The sequence below is a fragment of the Stutzerimonas stutzeri genome, from assembly GCF_024448895.1.
GTDB classification, from domain to species: Bacteria; Pseudomonadota; Gammaproteobacteria; order Pseudomonadales; family Pseudomonadaceae; genus Stutzerimonas; species Stutzerimonas stutzeri_Q.
Map to the genome: position 1 here is coordinate 34,477 of NZ_JAMOIC010000022.1, position 16,853 is coordinate 51,329.

General features: G+C 62.0%; 15 protein-coding genes. 7 read left to right on the forward strand and 8 right to left on the reverse strand.

The window, feature by feature from the left end; genetic code table 11:
- Positions 1-15: 15 nt before the first annotated feature.
- From NA619_RS20505 to NA619_RS20520, 4 genes are all read right to left on the reverse strand, one after another.
- Positions 16-579, reverse strand: a complete 564-nt coding sequence (locus NA619_RS20505; protein ID WP_255963665.1) for a biliverdin-producing heme oxygenase — start codon at positions 577-579, stop codon at positions 16-18.
- Entirely contained in the window at positions 579-2,978 is a 2,400-nt protein-coding gene (locus tag NA619_RS20510; RefSeq protein WP_255963666.1) for a response regulator, read from the reverse strand. The genes NA619_RS20505 and NA619_RS20510 overlap by 1 nt, the downstream gene beginning before the upstream one ends.
- 70 nt (positions 2,979-3,048) lie before the next feature.
- Entirely contained in the window at positions 3,049-3,534 is a 486-nt protein-coding gene (locus NA619_RS20515) for a response regulator (RefSeq protein WP_255963667.1), read from the reverse strand.
- A gap of 13 nt (positions 3,535-3,547) precedes the next feature.
- Positions 3,548-5,806 carry an ATP-binding protein gene (locus tag NA619_RS20520; RefSeq protein WP_272891851.1) on the reverse strand — a complete coding sequence of 753 codons (2,259 nt, stop codon included), beginning with the start codon at positions 5,804-5,806 and terminating at the stop codon, positions 3,548-3,550.
- A gap of 203 nt (positions 5,807-6,009) precedes the next feature.
- On the opposite strand from NA619_RS20520, the gene NA619_RS20525 reads away from it, so the two are divergent.
- A complete protein-coding gene (locus NA619_RS20525; protein ID WP_255963668.1) occupies positions 6,010-6,417 on the forward strand; it encodes an SMI1/KNR4 family protein in 408 nt (135 codons plus the stop codon).
- 91 nt (positions 6,418-6,508) lie between these two features.
- The gene (locus tag NA619_RS20530; protein WP_255963704.1) at positions 6,509-6,883 is read left to right on the forward strand and encodes a DUF3301 domain-containing protein; all 375 of its coding nucleotides are present in this window, start codon (positions 6,509-6,511) and stop codon (positions 6,881-6,883) included.
- A 9-nt stretch (positions 6,884-6,892) separates the two neighbouring features.
- On the opposite strand, the gene NA619_RS20535 is transcribed toward NA619_RS20530, so the two are convergent.
- On the reverse strand, positions 6,893-7,858 hold the full coding sequence (locus NA619_RS20535) for a CobW family GTP-binding protein (RefSeq protein ID WP_255963705.1): 966 nt from the start codon (positions 7,856-7,858) through the stop codon (positions 6,893-6,895).
- Between the two features lie 91 nt (positions 7,859-7,949).
- Between NA619_RS20535 and NA619_RS20540 the strand changes: the two genes are divergently transcribed.
- On the forward strand, positions 7,950-8,306 hold the full coding sequence (locus NA619_RS20540) for an NADH:ubiquinone oxidoreductase (RefSeq protein WP_255963669.1): 357 nt from the start codon (positions 7,950-7,952) through the stop codon (positions 8,304-8,306).
- Positions 8,307-8,337: 31 nt separating this feature from the next.
- Here NA619_RS20540 and NA619_RS20545 read toward each other — a convergent pair whose 3' ends face one another.
- Positions 8,338-8,862 carry a DUF3617 domain-containing protein gene (locus NA619_RS20545; RefSeq protein ID WP_255963671.1) on the reverse strand — a complete coding sequence of 175 codons (525 nt, stop codon included), beginning with the start codon at positions 8,860-8,862 and terminating at the stop codon, positions 8,338-8,340.
- 132 nt (positions 8,863-8,994) lie between these two features.
- Between NA619_RS20545 and NA619_RS20550 the strand changes: the two genes are divergently transcribed.
- The 4 genes from NA619_RS20550 (at position 8,995) to NA619_RS20565 (ending at position 14,293) form a co-directional block, all read left to right on the forward strand.
- Complete coding sequence (locus NA619_RS20550; RefSeq protein WP_255963672.1) at positions 8,995-9,513, forward strand: sigma-70 family RNA polymerase sigma factor; 519 nt, start codon at positions 8,995-8,997, stop codon at positions 9,511-9,513.
- The gene (locus NA619_RS20555) at positions 9,514-10,461 is read left to right on the forward strand and encodes a FecR domain-containing protein (protein ID WP_255963673.1); all 948 of its coding nucleotides are present in this window, start codon (positions 9,514-9,516) and stop codon (positions 10,459-10,461) included.
- Between the two features lie 101 nt (positions 10,462-10,562).
- Positions 10,563-13,034: a TonB-dependent siderophore receptor gene (locus NA619_RS20560; RefSeq protein ID WP_255963674.1), complete on the forward strand. Its 2,472-nt coding sequence runs from the start codon at positions 10,563-10,565 to the stop codon at positions 13,032-13,034.
- Positions 13,035-13,108: 74 nt separating this feature from the next.
- On the forward strand, positions 13,109-14,293 hold the full coding sequence (locus NA619_RS20565) for a PepSY-associated TM helix domain-containing protein (RefSeq protein ID WP_255963675.1): 1,185 nt from the start codon (positions 13,109-13,111) through the stop codon (positions 14,291-14,293).
- A 99-nt stretch (positions 14,294-14,392) separates the two neighbouring features.
- Here the strand turns inward: NA619_RS20565 and NA619_RS20570 are convergent, their stop codons facing one another.
- Positions 14,393-14,794, reverse strand: coding sequence for a DUF1850 domain-containing protein (locus NA619_RS20570; protein ID WP_222910147.1), 402 nt, complete (start codon positions 14,792-14,794; stop codon positions 14,393-14,395).
- Positions 14,791-16,824, reverse strand: coding sequence for a TRAP transporter permease (locus NA619_RS20575; RefSeq protein ID WP_255963676.1), 2,034 nt, complete (start codon positions 16,822-16,824; stop codon positions 14,791-14,793). The genes NA619_RS20570 and NA619_RS20575 overlap by 4 nt, the downstream gene beginning before the upstream one ends.
- Positions 16,825-16,853 lie beyond the last annotated feature (29 nt).

Here is a 16,853-nt window from a genome sequence, read left to right on the forward strand (position 1 = left end):
AATGGCGGGGTAGTGTCAGGGCTGTGCTGTTGCGAGAACGCGCAACTCTTGTTCTGCGGCGCTCAGGAACTGTTCGAACGCCAATTGGACGCCGGCCAACAACTGATCGCGGTCAGTCGTCTCGGCTCGCTGCTCGAAATGCTCCAGGAACCGCGGCCACAGCGGGACTCCTTCGCCGTGACTGAGATACTGCAGCGGGGAGCCCGTGCCGCCGTTGCGAACACGTTGAGACAGCACGCGCCCGCCCAGTCGCGAGCCCTCCAGCACATAGGCAACGCCCCAGTACCAGCCTTCGTCAGTACACGGCTTCAGGCTCAGCGGTGCCGGCAGCGCGATCTGCAGCGACCGCAGGTCTTCGCGTAATGCCGCACTTCGACGCCGTGCGGGCCAATCCGGCAGCAGGTGAATTATCCCGCCCTGTTCGAGTGCCGCTTCCAGGCCGAACAAGGCCGCGGCGTGCGCCCGCAAAAAACCGCCATAGTCATGCCGATTGCTCAGGTCGAAGCGGGAGTATGCGGCGTCGACTTGCTCATGCCAGGGCGCGCTCGTCTCGCGAATCCATTGACGCATGGATGTCATCAGACTGCGCTCGCTTCGGCGATGGCGCTGAGAACCTTGCTGGCGAGCTGCTCTTCACGGAACGGCTTCTGGATGATCGTCGAACTGCCCATACCCAGTTCGCCCAGTTCGGCATAGCCGGTGATGAACACCACCGGCAATTTCGGATAGCGGGACAGGACGGCGCGCGCCAGCTCCCCGCCGTTCATGCCTGGCATCGCAAAATCGGCGAGCAGCAGGTCCACGCGAGTGCCTTCAGCCAGCATCTGCAGCGCCAGTCGACCGCTGTCGGCCTGAATCACCGAATAACCGAGATTGGCCAGCATCTGTGCGGTTACCTCTCGCACGCTGTTGTCGTCGTCGACCAGCAGTACCGTATTGGAGGTATCGCCCATGGGAGTGCCTGGATCGAATTCAGGCACCTTGACGGGTCGTTGCGGTGCCTGCGCGCGGGGCAGATAGACCTTCACCGTTGTCCCTACATCCACCTCGGACTCGATGCAGGCGCCGCCACCGGACTGTTTGGCGAAACCAAATACCTGTGCCAGGCCGAGCCCTGAGCCTTTGCCCACTTCCTTGGTGGTGAAGAACGGCTCGAATGCCTTCTGCAGGACCTCAGCGCTCATGCCCGATCCGGTATCGCTGACGGACAGCACGACGTACTCGCCGGGCCCCGGCTCTTCCGCTCTCAGCGCAGGTTGAGTGATTACGGCATTTTCGGTGCGCAGAACCAAGCGACCGCTCGAGCCCATAGCATCGCGTGCGTTGATCGCCAGATTGAGGATGATCATTTCGATCTGCGTCGGATCCACCAGTGCGTGCCAGAGCCCGCCACAGGTATCCGTTTCGATAGTGACAGCGCCACCCAGGGTGCTGTGCAACAGGCTGAGCAGACCGACCAGCGTATCGTTGAGGTCGACGGCCTTGGGCGCCAGCTGCTGGCGGCGGGCAAACGCCAGTAACTGACTGGTCAGCGTGGCGCCCCGTTCGCCCGATTCCTGAATGTACTGAAGTCGGCTCAGTGACTTTTCCACCGGCGCGCCGCGCTCCAGGTCGTTCTTCAGGAAGCTGGCACTGGTGAGGATGACGGTCAGCAGGTTGTTGAAGTCGTGGGCGACACCGGCGGTGAGTTGGCCGACCGCCTCCAGCCGTTGCATCTGCTGAAGCGTGGCCTCGATGCGCTCGCGCTCCTTGATCTGCTCGGTCAGCTCGCGGTTGGCCGCTGCGAGGCGATCCACCGCCGCGATTTCGCTGGTGATATCACGCGCGGCGGCATACAGCATTTCGGCTTCGGGAACGGCAGTCCAGGACAGCCAGCGATAGCTGCCGTCGCTGTGCTGCATTCGATTGACGAAGCGGTCGGTGACGTTTCCGCGTCGAATCCGCTCGGTTTCTTCATAGGTCGCGTTGAGGTCATCAGGGTGGACCAGCGCCCAGAGCGGCTGATCGAGCAGCTTTTCCCGCGGCCAGCCCAGGGTGGTTTCCCATACCGGGTTCAGGGCCAGTACGCGCGTGTCGAAATGCATCACCGCAAGCAGGTCGCGGGACAGTTCCCAGGTGCGGTCGCGCTCGCGGGTCCGCGCTTCCACGCGCTCGCCAAGGGTTTCGTTCATGCGCTTGAGCGCTTCGGTGGCCAGCTTTTGTTCGGTGACATCCATCACCACGCCGATGAAGCGCTGACACACGCCTTTTTCGAAGAAGCCCTGGCCACGGGTTTCGACCCAGCGTATGCGGCCATCGTCGAACTGAATCCGGTAATCGACGGTGAAATCCTTGTCCCCGTCATGACTGATGGCGCCCCACAGCTCTTCCCGGATGCGCGGCAGGTCGTCCGGGTGGCACAGCGATTCGAAGACGCTGATATCCACTGGCGCGTCATCGGACAGTGCGAACATCATGCGACAACGATGATCGAGGATCATCGAGCCGCTTTGTGGTTCGTAATCCCACATGCCCAGCCCCGCGGCATCGATCGCCAGCCGCGCGCGTACCTCGACTTCGCGCAAAGCCGTCTCGGCGCGCAAGCGGCCGCGACGCTCCTGCACCTCGCCCAGCGCGCGCTCGACGGCCTTGGGCAGGAAGCCGAGGTTTTGCTTGAGTACGTAATCGACGGCGCCAGAGCGCATCATGTTGACGGCGTGCTCTTCGCCGAACACGCCGGAGAGAAAGATGAATGGCGTATCAGGTGCCAGTTGCGCGGCTTCCTGCAGTGCCTGGCTACCGGAATAACCGGGCAGGATGAAATCCGAAAGGATCAGGTCAAAATTGCGTCGCTGTAGCGCCTCGCTGACGCCCGGCTGGTCATAGACCACTTCGACATCGATGGCATAGCCGCTTCGTTCGAGTGTCAGAAGCGCAAGCTCTGCGTCGTGGGGACTGTCTTCGATGAACAGGACGCTGATAGGTGTTGTCGCCGGCATAACCATCCTGTCGCGGATATCACACTGCTCGAAAGGACGCTGCTTTCGAAAGGGTTGGGGCCGCGGCGTTTCAGCTCGGCTGTTCTTCGCCTTTGCGGTCTCGGCGCTGGCGCTGCAGCTTTAACGAGCCCGGTGGCGGTTCGTTAAGCACAGCCCAGAAAATACCCAGGTCGGAAATGGCCGTCACGAAATCTCGGAATTCGACCGGTTTGACCACATAAGCGTTCACCCCGAGTTCGTAGGCTTTCATCAGGTCCGGTTCTTCTCGCGAAGACGTCAGCATCACGACCGGGATACTGCGCAATTCGGTGGTTTCGCGAACCGTCTTGAGCACTTCCAGCCCGTCGATCTTGGGCAATTTTAGGTCCAGCAGGAGCACGGCTGGATTGCCGTCGGCGCGTTGGGCATGCTCGCCGCGACGCAGCAGGTAGTCCAGCGCCTCAGCACCGTCACGCATGACGATTACGTCGTTGGCCAGCTGGCTGCGCTCGAGCGCCACCAGGGTCAGTTCGAGGTCTCGAGGATTATCCTCGACCAGCAGAATGGGTTTGAGCATTTAGGGTCCTGTACTAAATGGGAGTCGCATAGCTCAGTCTGGGCAACGAGAAGAAGAACGTCGCGCCCTGGTTGATTTCGCCGTTGGCCCAGACTTGTCCATCATGACGCTCGATGATCCGGCGTACGCTGGCCAGCCCGATGCCGGTGCCTTCGAATTCTTCCATCCGGTGCAGGCGCTGAAATACGCCGAACAGCTTGTTGGCGTATTGCATGTTGAAGCCCACGCCGTTGTCCCGGATGAAGACGATGATTTCCTCAGGCCGCTCTTCCGCGCCGATCTCGATGATCGCGTGTTCGCGTTTGCGGCTGTACTTGATGGCGTTGGATATGAGGTTGCGCAGCGCCATGTGGATGAAGGCAGCATCGGCCACCACGACTGGCATCGGGGCGACGCGCCATTCTATCTGCCGGCCTTCGCAATCCGGAGCCATCTCCTGACGAATGGATTCGACGAGCGCATGGAGATTGACGTCCGAAAGGCGCAAGGCTGCGCGACCCATCTGGGAGAAGCTCAGCAGGTTGTCGACCAGCGTGCCGGCAAAGCGCGCCGCGTCGCCGATGTTGTCGAGAAAGCGCAGCCCACGGTCGCTCAGTTTGCTGCCTTCGAGTTCGCCCAGCAGCTCGGTGTAGCCCGCGATGTGCCGCAGCGGCGCGCGCAAGTCGTGGGAAACGCTGTAGGAGAACGATTCCAGCTCTTTGTTGCTTTCGCGCAGTTCGCCGGCAAGCTGCGCCATTTCTTCGGCTTTGCGCAGGACGATACCCAACACCGCCGTGCGCAGTTCCAGAGCCCCGTCCAGTTCCACTTCCTGCCAGGGCTGAGCGAAACCGCGAACCGTCTCGCGCCAGCTGTCGAAGCTGTTGCGCGGCGAAAGCGCGCCGTGGCGGTCGATCCGCTTGTCGGTCTGGCCTGCCCAGTCCACTGTCTTGACTTGCTCGCGGCGGAACCACAGCAGGTAATGCGGGTGCAGGCGTGAAATGGAGATCGCCAGCAGTCCGGCGCAATGCTCGGCCAACTCCGGCACAGCAAGGATGTCGCGGGAAACGCAGTCGCTGCTGAACACCAGGCGTTCAGGCTGCTGTGAAAGCCATTGCGTCAGCCTGGTCAGCAATTCGGCTGGTGGCGTTTCGCCGATCACTTCATGGTGGTCGCCGGAAACGATGGCAGCGCCATAGGCACCTGCGAAGCCAAGCACTACGGAGGGCAGCGTCTTGAACCCTTCGATGACGCTGTCGCGATCGGCCATTGCCGACAACAGTTCGACGATCTGGCGACGCAACTCGAGTTTGCGCTGGGCCAGCACCGCTGCTTCTTTGGCTTCTATCTGCAGCGAGAGAATGCGACCGAGCAGCTCGCAGGCTGTGCGGGTCTGGTAGCTCACTGGCCGGGGTTCGGCGTCATGGCAGGAAATCATTCCCCAAAGCTGCCCCTGCACCACGATGGAAATCGACATGGAGGCGAGGGTGCCCATGTTGCGCATGTACTGCAGATGGATCGGCGAGACGCTGCGCAGTGAGGCGAAGCTGAGGTCCAGCGGCTGACCCGTGGTGGGGCTCAGCACAGGAACCAGCGGGGAGGGCTGGTAGTTGGCATCCTGAATAACGCGAATCAGATTGTTGCAGTACAGCTGGCGCGCCTGGGGCGGGATGTCCGAAGCGGGAAAGCACAAGCCGAGATATCGTGGGTAGCCCTCATCAGCCTCTTCGGCAAGCACCAGACCGTTACCCTGGGCATCGAAGCGGTAGGCTTTGACGCGGCCGAACCCGGTGATGCGCTTGACCTCGCGTACCGCCAGTTTGCAGATCAGGTCCAGCTCCTGAGCCTCCTGCAACTGCACGACGAAGGTCCGCATCAACGGGTATAGGGTGTCGTATGCCTTGCTAGAGCTGCTAGCCGCCTCGAACTCGACGATCAGCTGACCCTTGTAGCGATGGGCCAAGAGGGCGAACGATGGGCGCTCACTGCTTTCGGGCAGGCTGAACTTGATGTCGCTGAGGTGAAACGGGTTGTGATCGTCGTCAGCCAGCAACGCCAGGCTTTCGGCAAAGCCGCAGGTGCCGATCAGTTCCGTCAGCGGTCGTCCGAGCAGGGAGTTTGCCTCGACACCCAACCATTGGGCGACGTTTTCGCTGGCCTGGATGACAGTCAGCTGCGGCTCCTGCAGTACCAACAGGAAGCCATGGGGCTGGATACCACCGGGAATATGAATAGGCTCGTTGGCACACTGTGCCAACGCAGCCGCCAGCCGGTCGTGTTCTTCGATGGATTGCAAAATATCTCCTGCTTCGAACTCGAGCGGCCGGTGTGACCTGCACGCGCTCATTGGTGCCGACGGGGCTGTCAGGCGCTGCGTTTGGCAGGCATTGCGCACCAGGATCTTCGAGCGGCAACCACTTTAGCGCGACTGCCACTGGCTAGCCAATGCAGGGGCTTGTATAAACGGCGCTTTCCTGACGACTGAGAGGGGGGACTGTCATGGAAGAAGTGATCGAGCAACTGCGTGAACTCAATGAGCCGGTGCCCGTGCCGCTGGAATTGCCGGATGATGACCGGCTGGTCGAGGTGGAAGAGGAGCTGCTGATCAATCTGCCGTTCGGCCTGCGCGAGTTTCTGCTCCTGGTCAGCGATGTTGTCTACGGCCGCCTGGAGCCGGTCACCGCGGCGGATCCGCAATCGCATACTTATCTGCCAGAGGTCGCGGCCAATGCCTGGGATGCTGGCGTGGAGCGCGATCTGCTGCCGATCTGCCAGGACGGCCCGGACTTCTACGTCGTTGATCTGGAAGGGGAGGTCAAGCTGTTCGACGGCAGCGAGCACGAGATGACCGAGGAGAGCTGGGAATCGGTGTGGCATTGGGCGCGCGACGTTTGGCTGGAAAGTTGAGCAGCCAGCTCAGAGGCGCCTGTCTATACGCGGCTAAGGCTTCTGCCCGGTGTCGGCGCTTTTCATGGCGGCCGGCGGCGGGGTACAGCCGGTGGTGACGCTAGGCAATCTGTTCATCTTTCTGCTGCTGATGACCGCTGCCGCCTGGTTCTGGCATTCCCACGGCATACGCGAGCGTGCCCTGACGGCGGTGCGTCGGCACTGCAAGAAGATGGATGTCGAGCTGCTGGACGGCAATGTTGCGTTCCGCCGGCTCGCGTTGATCCGCGACACGCGAGGCCAGCGCCGGTTTGCGCGCGTTTACGGGTTCGAATTCACCGTGACCGGTGATCAGCGGCACCAAGGCAGCATCGTCATGTTCGGCGGCCGCCCGGGGCCCATCGAAATGGACGCGCACCCTTACCGTGAGCCGCCTGAGCCAGGTCGCATCATTCAGATGGATGACTGGCGTCGGCGCGACGACTGAGGCACTGCGTCAGAGTCGGCAGACCTGGATCGAGGCCGAGAGCATTTCGGCGTCCTGCGGATCGTTGAAGATCAGTTCAAGACGGGAATCCTTTCGCCATTCGCTAGGTTTGAATGCGAGCGCATCGCCGGCCAGCGCATTGGCTGAACACCAGCCCTCGGCTCCCTGCATGACCAACTTGGCGCGCCGCCAACCAAGGGCGCCAAGACGTTGTGCGAGCCGCTGAAGATCGAATCGCTGGCTTGGGTGCCATCGCCAGCCGATGCTCCATCCGTCATCGTTGCCCTGGCTCTGACAGAACGGTTGGGCCGGGTCCAGCCAGACGCCAGCGAGCGGCGGACTCGTAACGGGCGGCAGAGCGGATTGCATGAGTTCTGGGCCGCCCGAAGATTCAAGCCCCGGTAGTTGGCCGATAGGCAGCTCACCCTGCTCGGTCCAGCGCAGCGGTATCAATGGCAATTCGGCGGCGATCCGCACGCGATCGGTCTCTGTCAGGCCCTCGCTCTTGTTCAGTAGCAGCAAACCGCTGAGTGGCAACGCCTGCAGCTGGCTGGCGGGCAACGCTTCGCCACGCGCCAGCGCAGCTGCGTCGAGTACGGTCACGCTTGGGCATAACGTGAGCACGCCGCGCCAGGGCGGGGCGGCCAGTTGCGAAAGCAGCTCTGCGGGATGGCCCAGGCCGGAGGGTTCGATCAGCAGGCGATCCGGCAGCGCTTTTCGCAGCAACCGGCTCAAGCCCACCTGAAAAGGCACGCCGTTGACGCAACACAGGCAGCCACCGGCGACCTCGGCCAGGCTGACACCGGTGTCATCGGTGCTCAGGAGCGCGGCGTCCAGACCAATCTGGCCGAACTCGTTGATCAGCACTGCCCAACGTTCGCCTGCGGGCTTTTGCGCCATCAACGAGCGAATCAGGCTGGTCTTGCCGGCGCCGAGGGGGCCACCAATGAGGTTAGTAGGTATTTGACTAAGCATCTGGCTATGGTGCGCATCCCGGCAGCCGGAGGAAAGCGATTTCACGGCCTGCATGCTAGAGTCCGCGGCGGACAGGTGAGGGTGATTCGAGATGCGCGCTATAGGTTTTTTTCTGTTGGCTTTGGTCGTGGCTTCCGACGCATGGGCCGAGGGCTGCGTCATTCACAGCCAGGATGATCGTATTGAAGTGAAGGTCTGTCAGCAGAACCGGACCATCCCTGCCGAGTTGTTCCGCTCGGGGTTCTGCCAGCCGGAACTGCCGGGCCAGGAAGTCGAAGTGACGTTTGTCGAGCAGTGTCCTGCTGGCGCATTTGGTGTCTGCCGCAACGCTCAGGTGTCGAATATGCCGTATCGGCAGGACATTCATTATTACGGCGTCGCGTCGGATGCGAGGTTTCTGCAACCCGCCTGTGAGCAGACCAGCAGCGGTGAGTGGGCTGAAGAATAGGGCTCACGGGGGTTCCACGTGGAACCTCAGGCTAGTTTCGCGGTTTGAGCGTTCCGCAATCATCGCTCAGCCAACGTCCTCGTGACTGCATGCGGCTGCTGCCCTCCTGAGTGCCGGTCCGGTACTGGCTGTCGATTACGCTGACGACCTCCCGATCACTGATCAACCGGGTTTCGCCTGTCCCCTTCGCATCAGGACACTCAAAGCTGAATCGCCACAGGCTGTCGGTTTGTTCACTGACCTCCTGACGACAGCCCGGCTCGTCCTGGAATGGCAACTCGCGGGATTTGACCTGCTCGGCGCTCAGGCACATGCGAACACCGGCAGTGCCGAGTCCCACGCCCTGCGCAGCGAGCATGTCCTCCATCATCTTGCGCTGCTCGGGCGGCAAGGCCTTCATCTGCTCGACCATTTCCGCCATGCCCGGCATCTCGGTGCCGTTCAGTTGAATGTCATCGCTGCTCATTTCCCATAGCCCCGGGCGCATGTCCAGGGCAAAAGCCGGCGCTGCGGCTGCAAGCAACGCCGCCGTGCAGAGGTGCATGAGGTGGTTCATCTTTGGACTCCTGAGGCTGTTACTCCCCAAGCCTAGTCCAGCTTCAGACTGTTGCAGCATGCTGAATGGAACATAGCTTTACGTTTATGAGAAGCGTTAGCATTAGCAACTCGAAAACGAAGGGCAACACTCATGGCAACCGAGGGCATGGTCCATCAACAGCAGCTGGTGCATCGGCTCTATGTCGAGCACCAGGGTTGGCTGAACGGCTGGTTGCGCCGGCAACTCGGCTGCAGTCAAAGAGCTGCTGATCTCGCTCAAGATACGTTCGTGCGGGTGCTGACCAAGGATCATGCGCTCGACGCTATTCGTGAGCCGCGTGCGTACCTGCATACCATTGCCAGGGGCTTGTTGATCAACCATTGGCGGCGCAGGCAGATCGAACAGGCCTATCTGGAAGCCATTGCGCTTCAACCCGAAGCCGTTGCACCTTCGCCAGAAGCCCAGGCGCTGGTCGTCGAAACTTTGATGCAGGTCGACGCCATGCTGGCGCGGCTGCCGGAGAAGGTCCGGCGCGCCTTTCTCCTTTCGCAGCTGCACGGTATGACCTATGCGGCCATCGCGGTGGAGTTTGGAGTGTCCGAACGAATGATCAAGAAGTACATGGCGCAAGCCATGCTGCATTGCCTGACCCTGATCGAGGATGACTAGGTGAGGCTCGATTATCAGGTTCTGCAGGCCGCGGCTCAGTGGTTCGCCGTGCTGCAGTCGGAAAGCGTCAGTGAATATGATCGTCAGGCCTGGCGCCGTTGGCTCGACGAACCGGCGAATGCACGGGCCTGGCAGCGGGTCGAGCAGATCAGCGGCCGTTTCGAACCGCTGGCCAGCGACCCCTTTGGTCCACAGGCCAGTGCGCTGCTGCAACGGCAGCCGAATCGGCGCCAGGCCATGAAAACCTTATCGGTAATACTCGGAGGCGGCGTTCTGGCGCTGGCGGGTGGCGCCATGCCCTGGCGCAGCTGGACGGCAGACCAGCGCACTGCGGTCGGAGAGGTACGCGACAGGCGTCTGCCGGATGGCTCGCTGCTGTGGTTGAACACTGACAGCGCCGTCGATGTGGCTTTCGAATCGGGCGTTCGCAACCTCGCCCTCTACCGCGGAGAAGTGCTGATCGAGACGAGGGATGAACCGCGTCCACTGGTGCTGCGAACAGGCGAGGGCAGTCTCAAGACCCATGACGCCGCGCGGTTTTCCGTGTTGCAGCGCGATGGGGTGACCCAGCTGAGCGTCTTCGACGGCGCCGTCGAAGTCCGGCCCGCCGCTGGCCGGCCGCGAACCGCGACGCAGGGCCAGGAGGTCGGCTTCGACAGTCATCATGTTCAGGCTGATCGCCCCGTTCAGCCTGGGCGTCATGCGTGGACAACGGGTGTATTGCTCGCGGACAACCTGCGACTGGACGCTTTCGTCGCGGAGCTGAGCCGTTATCGCTCGGGTTATCTCGGTTGTGATCCGCGCATTGCGGGCCTGCGCGTAGTGGGCGCTTTCCCGCTGGCGGACACCGAGCGCGTGCTCGATGTACTCGCCAGCACCCTGTCGCTGCAGGTCAACCGGCGGATGCCCTGGTGGATCAGTCTGGAACCTGCGCAGTCAGGCGCCTGAATCGCGAACGAAAAATAATCCTGACCGCAGTTCCCTTTTTTCGAAGTCGCCGGGCATAACCGCAACGATCACGATTTTGCACCTGCAAAAAAGGATGAGTCATGCGCTCCAGTGCCTTGCCGCTTCGCCGCTCCATTTCGTTGTCCCAAGCCGTTCGTGCCGCCTTGTTCTGTCTGCCGTTGACCGCCATTGCCGTAGCGCCGGCGGCGCTCGCGCAATCGGCCAGTCAGCAAGCGGCGCGCAGCTATGAAATCCCCGCCGGCCCGCTGTCCAGTGCATTGAGCCGCTTCGCCGGCGAGGCTGGGGTGATGCTGTCCGTAGATGGCAGCCTCATCGGCGGCCGCCAGTCACAGGGCCTGCAGGGACAGTACGGCGTTGAGGAAGGCTTCGGCGCATTGCTGCGTGGCAGCGGTTTGCAGACAGTGCGTGACGCACGCGGGGCCTATTCGCTGGTGCCTTCGCCGTCTGGCGATCAGGCCGAGGCCGTCGAGCTGAAGCCGATGGTGGTTGAAGGCTTTGCCCTGGGCAATGCGCTCGGTGAGATGGAAGGCTACAACGCGACACACAGCAGCGTGGCGACCAAGACCAGCATGCCCCTGCTGGAAACGTCCCAGTCGGTCTCCGTGGTCACTCGCCAGCAGATGGACGACCAGGGCGCGCAGACCGTTTCCCAGGCCATGCGCTACACCCCGGGCGTCATGACCAATCCCTATGGCGCCACCCATCGCTACGATTACCTGGCGATACGCGGATTCAATGACGGCTCGGTCGACAACATCTTCCTCGATGGCCTGAAGATGATGGGCGACAGCGGCACCTACAGCAGCATGCAGATCGACCCGTATTTCCTCGAACGCATCGATGTACTGAAGGGGCCGTCGTCGGTTCTCTACGGGCGCAGCCTGCCGGGCGGGCTGGCTGCGTTAACGAGCAAGCAACCTACACAGGAGCGCTATCGGCAGATTCAAGCTACGGTCGGAAACAACAAGCAGCGGGGCCTGGGCTTCGACTTCAGTGGTCCGCTCGATGACGAGGGCCGAGTCGCCTACCGCTTGATCGGCTTGGCCGACCAGGCCGACACCCAGTTCGAACATGTCGAAGAAAAGCGTTACGCACTGGCGCCAACACTGAGCATCGAGCTCAGCCCCGATACGTCGCTGACCCTGCAGGCGTATCTGCAAAAAGACCCGGAAAGCGGCTATCACGGCGGTCTGCCAGCCGAGGGCACGCTCTTCCGACGTAACGGTCGCTACCTTGCCGATGACTTCTTCGAAGGAGAGCCCGGCGCCGAAACGTTCGATCGCACGCAGCAGATGCTGGGTTACCAGTTTCAGCACCGCTTCAATGACGTCTGGTCGATGCGGCAGAACTTCCGCTATCTAGATTCGACCGTAGAGAGTGAGCAGGTTTACAGCGCCGGTTGGGGCGCCGGACCATCGGAATTGGCGCGCGCCTATACGGGCGCGGACGAAACCGTCCATGCCTGGATCATCGATAACATGCTGCAGGCGGAGTTCTCCACGGGTGCCGCGCAGCACACCGTCGTAACCGGGCTGGACTATCAGCGTCGCAAGGCGAAGGTCGACTACACCGCGGGCACTGCGAGCAGCCTCGATGCTTTCGATCCGGTCTACGGCGGTACGGTCACGCTCAACCCGGCATGGTCGTCCAGCTCAACCCGGCGGCTCGAACAAACCGGCCTTTATCTGCAGGACCTTGTGGACATCGACCGCTGGCGCCTGTCGCTGGGGCTGCGTCAGGATTGGGTGGAGATCAGTGACGAGGATGAAATCTATGGCGGCAAAACCGAGGCCGATCCAACCCAGTTCACCGGGCGTGCCGGGCTGCTTTACCTGTTCGACAACGGCGTTGCGCCCTACCTGAGCTATTCGGAGTCCTTCAACCCCAATTCCTTCGCTGACGCTGGCGGCTACCCGCTTGCGCCTACCGAAGGCAAGCAATGGGAGTTGGGACTGAAGTACCAACCGGTTGGCACGGATGATCTGTACACCGCGTCCCTGTTCCACATCGAGCAAGAGAACCTGGCCTCCAAACTGCCGCAGGAAGATTTCTATCGCCCCATCGGCGCGGTGCGCTCTCAAGGTCTGGAGCTGGAGGCGCGCATACAGCTGGCGGAAAGCCTGCGGTTGCTGAGCAGCTACACCTATACCGATATCGAGTACTCGCAGACCACCTACAGCACGCTGTTCGGGTTCGAGACCCTGGACAACCGCGGCAACACCCCACCGCAGTCCGCTAAGCACATGGCTTCGCTGTGGTTGGACTACCGCGTTCTCGGCGGCAATCTGGATGGTTTCAGCAGCGGAGCGGGTGTTCGCTACGTCGGCAAGGGCTGGGCCGATGCGGAAAACACCGTTCGCGTGCCGTCCTACACGCTGTTCGACGCCTCGGTTGGATATGACCTGAGTAAGGTCGGGCTGGAGGGCGTGGATGTGCGCCTGAATGCGAACAATCTGACCGACGAGCGCTACGTCGCCTCATGTGCCAGCCTCGGCTATTGCTACATGGGCGAGGAGCGAAACGTCACGGCAACCGTCAGCTACGAGTTCTGATACGTCGGTATCAGCGACCAGCCGCCAGGCTTCGATGCCGGCGGCTTTCGTGTTTCTGAGATTGGAAGATTCCGATGCGTCGAATCCTCGTTCTATTGCACCGCTACATAGGCCTGGCCACAGCGTTGTTCCTGTTCCTTGCAGGCCTCACGGGCAGCATTCTGGCCTTTCATCACGAGCTGGATGAATGGCTCAATCCCGAGTTCTACCACACCACCAGCGAGGGGGCGGTACTGCCGCCGGGCACGCTGGTCGAGCGGGTCCAGCAGGCCAACCCGCGCATGCAGGTCTGGTACATGGAGTTCCCGGACGAACCCGGGCATGCCGCGCTGATGGCGTTGGTGCCGCGTAACGATCCGGCCACCAGCAAGCCTTATGACGAACAACCGGTGGTGCAGTATCTCGACGCCGTGACCGGTGATCTGGTGGGTACCCGCCGTTGGGGCGAATGCTGTTTTTCCCGGCAGAACTTCGTGCCGTTCATGCTGGAGTTTCACTACAACCTGACGCTGCCGGGCAACTGGGGGCTGTGGCTGATGGGCATCGTGGCGATCTTCTGGACGCTCGACTGCCTGGTCTCGCTGCTGCTGACCTTTCCTCGTGGTCGACCGTTTTTCGGCAAGTGGCGGACGGCCTGGAAGATCAAGCGCCAGCGGCTCAACCACGACGTGCATCGCGCCGGTGGGTTGTGGTTGTGGCTGCTGCTCACGCCGGTGGCGGTCAGTAGCATCGCCATGAACCTGCCGGAACAGGTGTTCAAGCCGGTGGTTTCGTTGTTTTCACCGGTCGAGCCGAGTGTCTACGAGGCACGCGGCCGGCTGCCCAAGGACGAGCTTGGCACGACCCAGTACGACTTCCATCGCGCCTACGATTACGCCATGCAGCACGCCGCGAACCTGGGCTTGAGCGAACCCATCGGCGAGCTGTACTACAGCTTCGAATACAACTTCTATGGCGCAGGTTTCGGTGATCACGACAGCAACCAGGGCAATGCCTGGCTGTTCTTTCATGGCAGCGACGGAACGCAATTGCTCGGGCAGGAGATACCGGGGCAGGGCACCCTCGGTGAGCAGTTCCACATGTTGCAGCCTGCGATCCATGGTGGGCGGATTCTCGGCATGCCGGGGCGCATCCTGATCGCGCTGCTGGGCGTGGCGATTGCTGTGCTGTCGGTTACCGGGGTGGTTATCTGGTGGCGCAAGTTGCGCGCCAGACAGCGGGCAGCAAGCAAGCGCAGAGCGACATTGCAGGCGATCTGATAACCGCCGCAGGCGCTGAGCCAACGTAGGGCGGATCACACTCCACCGATCCGCCAGAGCGATGTACGCGCCCCTACCGCCGCAAAGCCTGACACAGAATCAGGAGGAGCCGACCGCCGAGGCGGCGCAGCTCCAGAGTTCCAGCGCGGGCTGCTCCGCTTTTGGCGGACCGAGCCATTCGCTCAAGGCGTGGCAACGCTGGTTGAAACACAGTTGGTAGTCCCCTGCTTCGGGGGTTCGCCCCACTCGCAAGGGTTGTAACGGCGGCATCTGGCGCTGGTAGTGCCAGGCCCCGTCACGCAGTTCGGCATCATCCGGGATTTCCATCCCGGCACCTGAACCCTTGACCCGCGCCTCGCCGAGCAGCAGCCCGTCCGGCGTCACGCGGTAATCCTCTTCCCAGCGAATCTTCTCGATCGTGTGGTTCCAGGCCAGGGTGAAATCGTCGGTAGGCACCTCCGCCCACACTACCCCGGCCAGGCCCAGACAGAGTCCGATCACGCAGTCGCCGGCTCGGCGCGGCGGGCGCGCCAGTAGTGCTGGATCAGGAAGATCGCACCCAGGCCAAAGCCGATTTCGTCGCTGATCGGGATCGAGGCGATCATCGCAGCGCCGGCGGCAAACGCCAGGATCCGCTCCCACCAGCTCATCGGCCGCTGCAGATACCCGGTGAACACGGCGCCCCACAGACCGATGGCGAAGGCCGCCTTGAGCAGCATGTACAGCGTCATGAGGTAGCTGTCGCCCTGCATCATCAGCGCAGGCTCGTAGACCGCCATGAACGGCATCACGAAGCCGGCGACCGCAATCCGCACGGCCCACATGCTGATCTTCAATCCGCTTTCCTTGGCAATCGGTGCGGCTGCGAAGCAGGCCAATGCGACAGGCGGGGTGAGGTCGGCCATGATGCCGAAGTAGAAGACGAACATGTGCGAGACGATCAGCGGTACGCCCAGGTCCAGCAATGCCGGCGCGGCGATCGAACTGGTGATGATGTAGTTGGGGATGGTCGGAATGCCCATGCCCAATACCAGACAGGTCAGCATGGTCAGGATCAGCGACAGGAACAGATTGTTCTCGCCGACGGCCAGGATGTAGCCGGCAAAGGTCGAGGCGACGCCGGTCAGCGAGACCACACCGATGATCACACCCACAAGTGCACAGGCGATGCCCACCGGTACGGCGTGACGTGCACCCTCGACCAGCGCATGCAGGCAGATCACCAGGGTGTCGCGGCCGCCCTTGATGAACCAGCAAGCCACCACCAGCGCGGCGATCACACCAAATATCACCCCGATACCCAGCTGGAAGAACCCGGCGCATAGCAGCCCCAGGGCGATCCAGAAGGCGATCCGCAGCGCGAATGACGACACCCTCAAGATGATTGCCGAGCCGAGAATCACGATGGCGGTCAGTGCCAGGCCGATGGTGCCGGCAAACATCGGGGTTCGCCCCGAGAACAGCAGATAGACCAGCACGGCCAGCGGAATCAGCAGATACCAGCGTTCCTTCACGGCGGCCATGGCGCTTGGGCATTGATCCTTTGGCAGGCCGCGCAGATTGGCGCGCTTGGCTTCCAGGTGCACCATCCAAAAGGTCGAACCGAAATACAACAGCGCCGGGATCAGCGCCGCCTTGGCGATTTCGACGAAGGGCACGTTGATGGTTTCGGCCATGATGAACGCCACTGCGCCCATGACCGGCGGCATGATCTGGCTACCCATCGAAGACGTTGCCTCGACGCCACCGGCAAAGGCCGGGCGGTAACCGAAGCGCTTCATCAGCGGAATGGTGAACTGGCCGGTGGTCACCACGTTGGCGACGCCCGATCCGGTGATGGTGCCCATCAATGCTGAGGACACCACCGACACCTTCGCAGGGCCGCCGAGCTTGTGACCAAACAGGCCCATGGCAAAGTCGGTGAACAGCTTGATCATGCCCGCCTGCTCAAGAAACGAGCCGAACAGGATGAATAGGAAGATATAGGTCGCCGATACGTAGGTGGGCGTGCCGTACAGGCCCTCGGTACCAAAGGCCAGCTGGTTGACCAGTTGGTCCAGGCCGTAGCCTCGGTGCGCCAGGTCGCCTGGCAGGTATTCACCGAACAGTCCGTAAGCCAGGAACAGTCCGCAGATGATCGGCAAGGCAATGCCCATGACGCGGCGCGCAGCCTCGAAGATCAGCGCAATCAGCACGATGCCGACGACGAAGTCCATGGTGGTCAGGTCGCCGGAGCGCTGAATCAGATCGCCCTCGAAGTACCATTGGTAAAACGCCGTACCCATGCCTGCCAGCGCCAGGACCCAGGCGAGGGGCTGCCAGGGACGGCCGTTGCCGCGGGCCGGGAAGCTTAGGTAGACCACCATCAGCAGGAAGCCCACGTGCCCGGCGCGCAGCACCTGGCTCGAGACCGGATGAAAGGCGGCCATGATGATCTGATAGATGGAAAACAGCAGGGCCACATAGAACAGCGTCTTGGGCCAATCGGCGGCGCTGCCTGCCAAGCCTTGTTCTTGTTGTAGTTCGCTCATGAAATGCCTCGAGCTGATAAGCGTGGTCG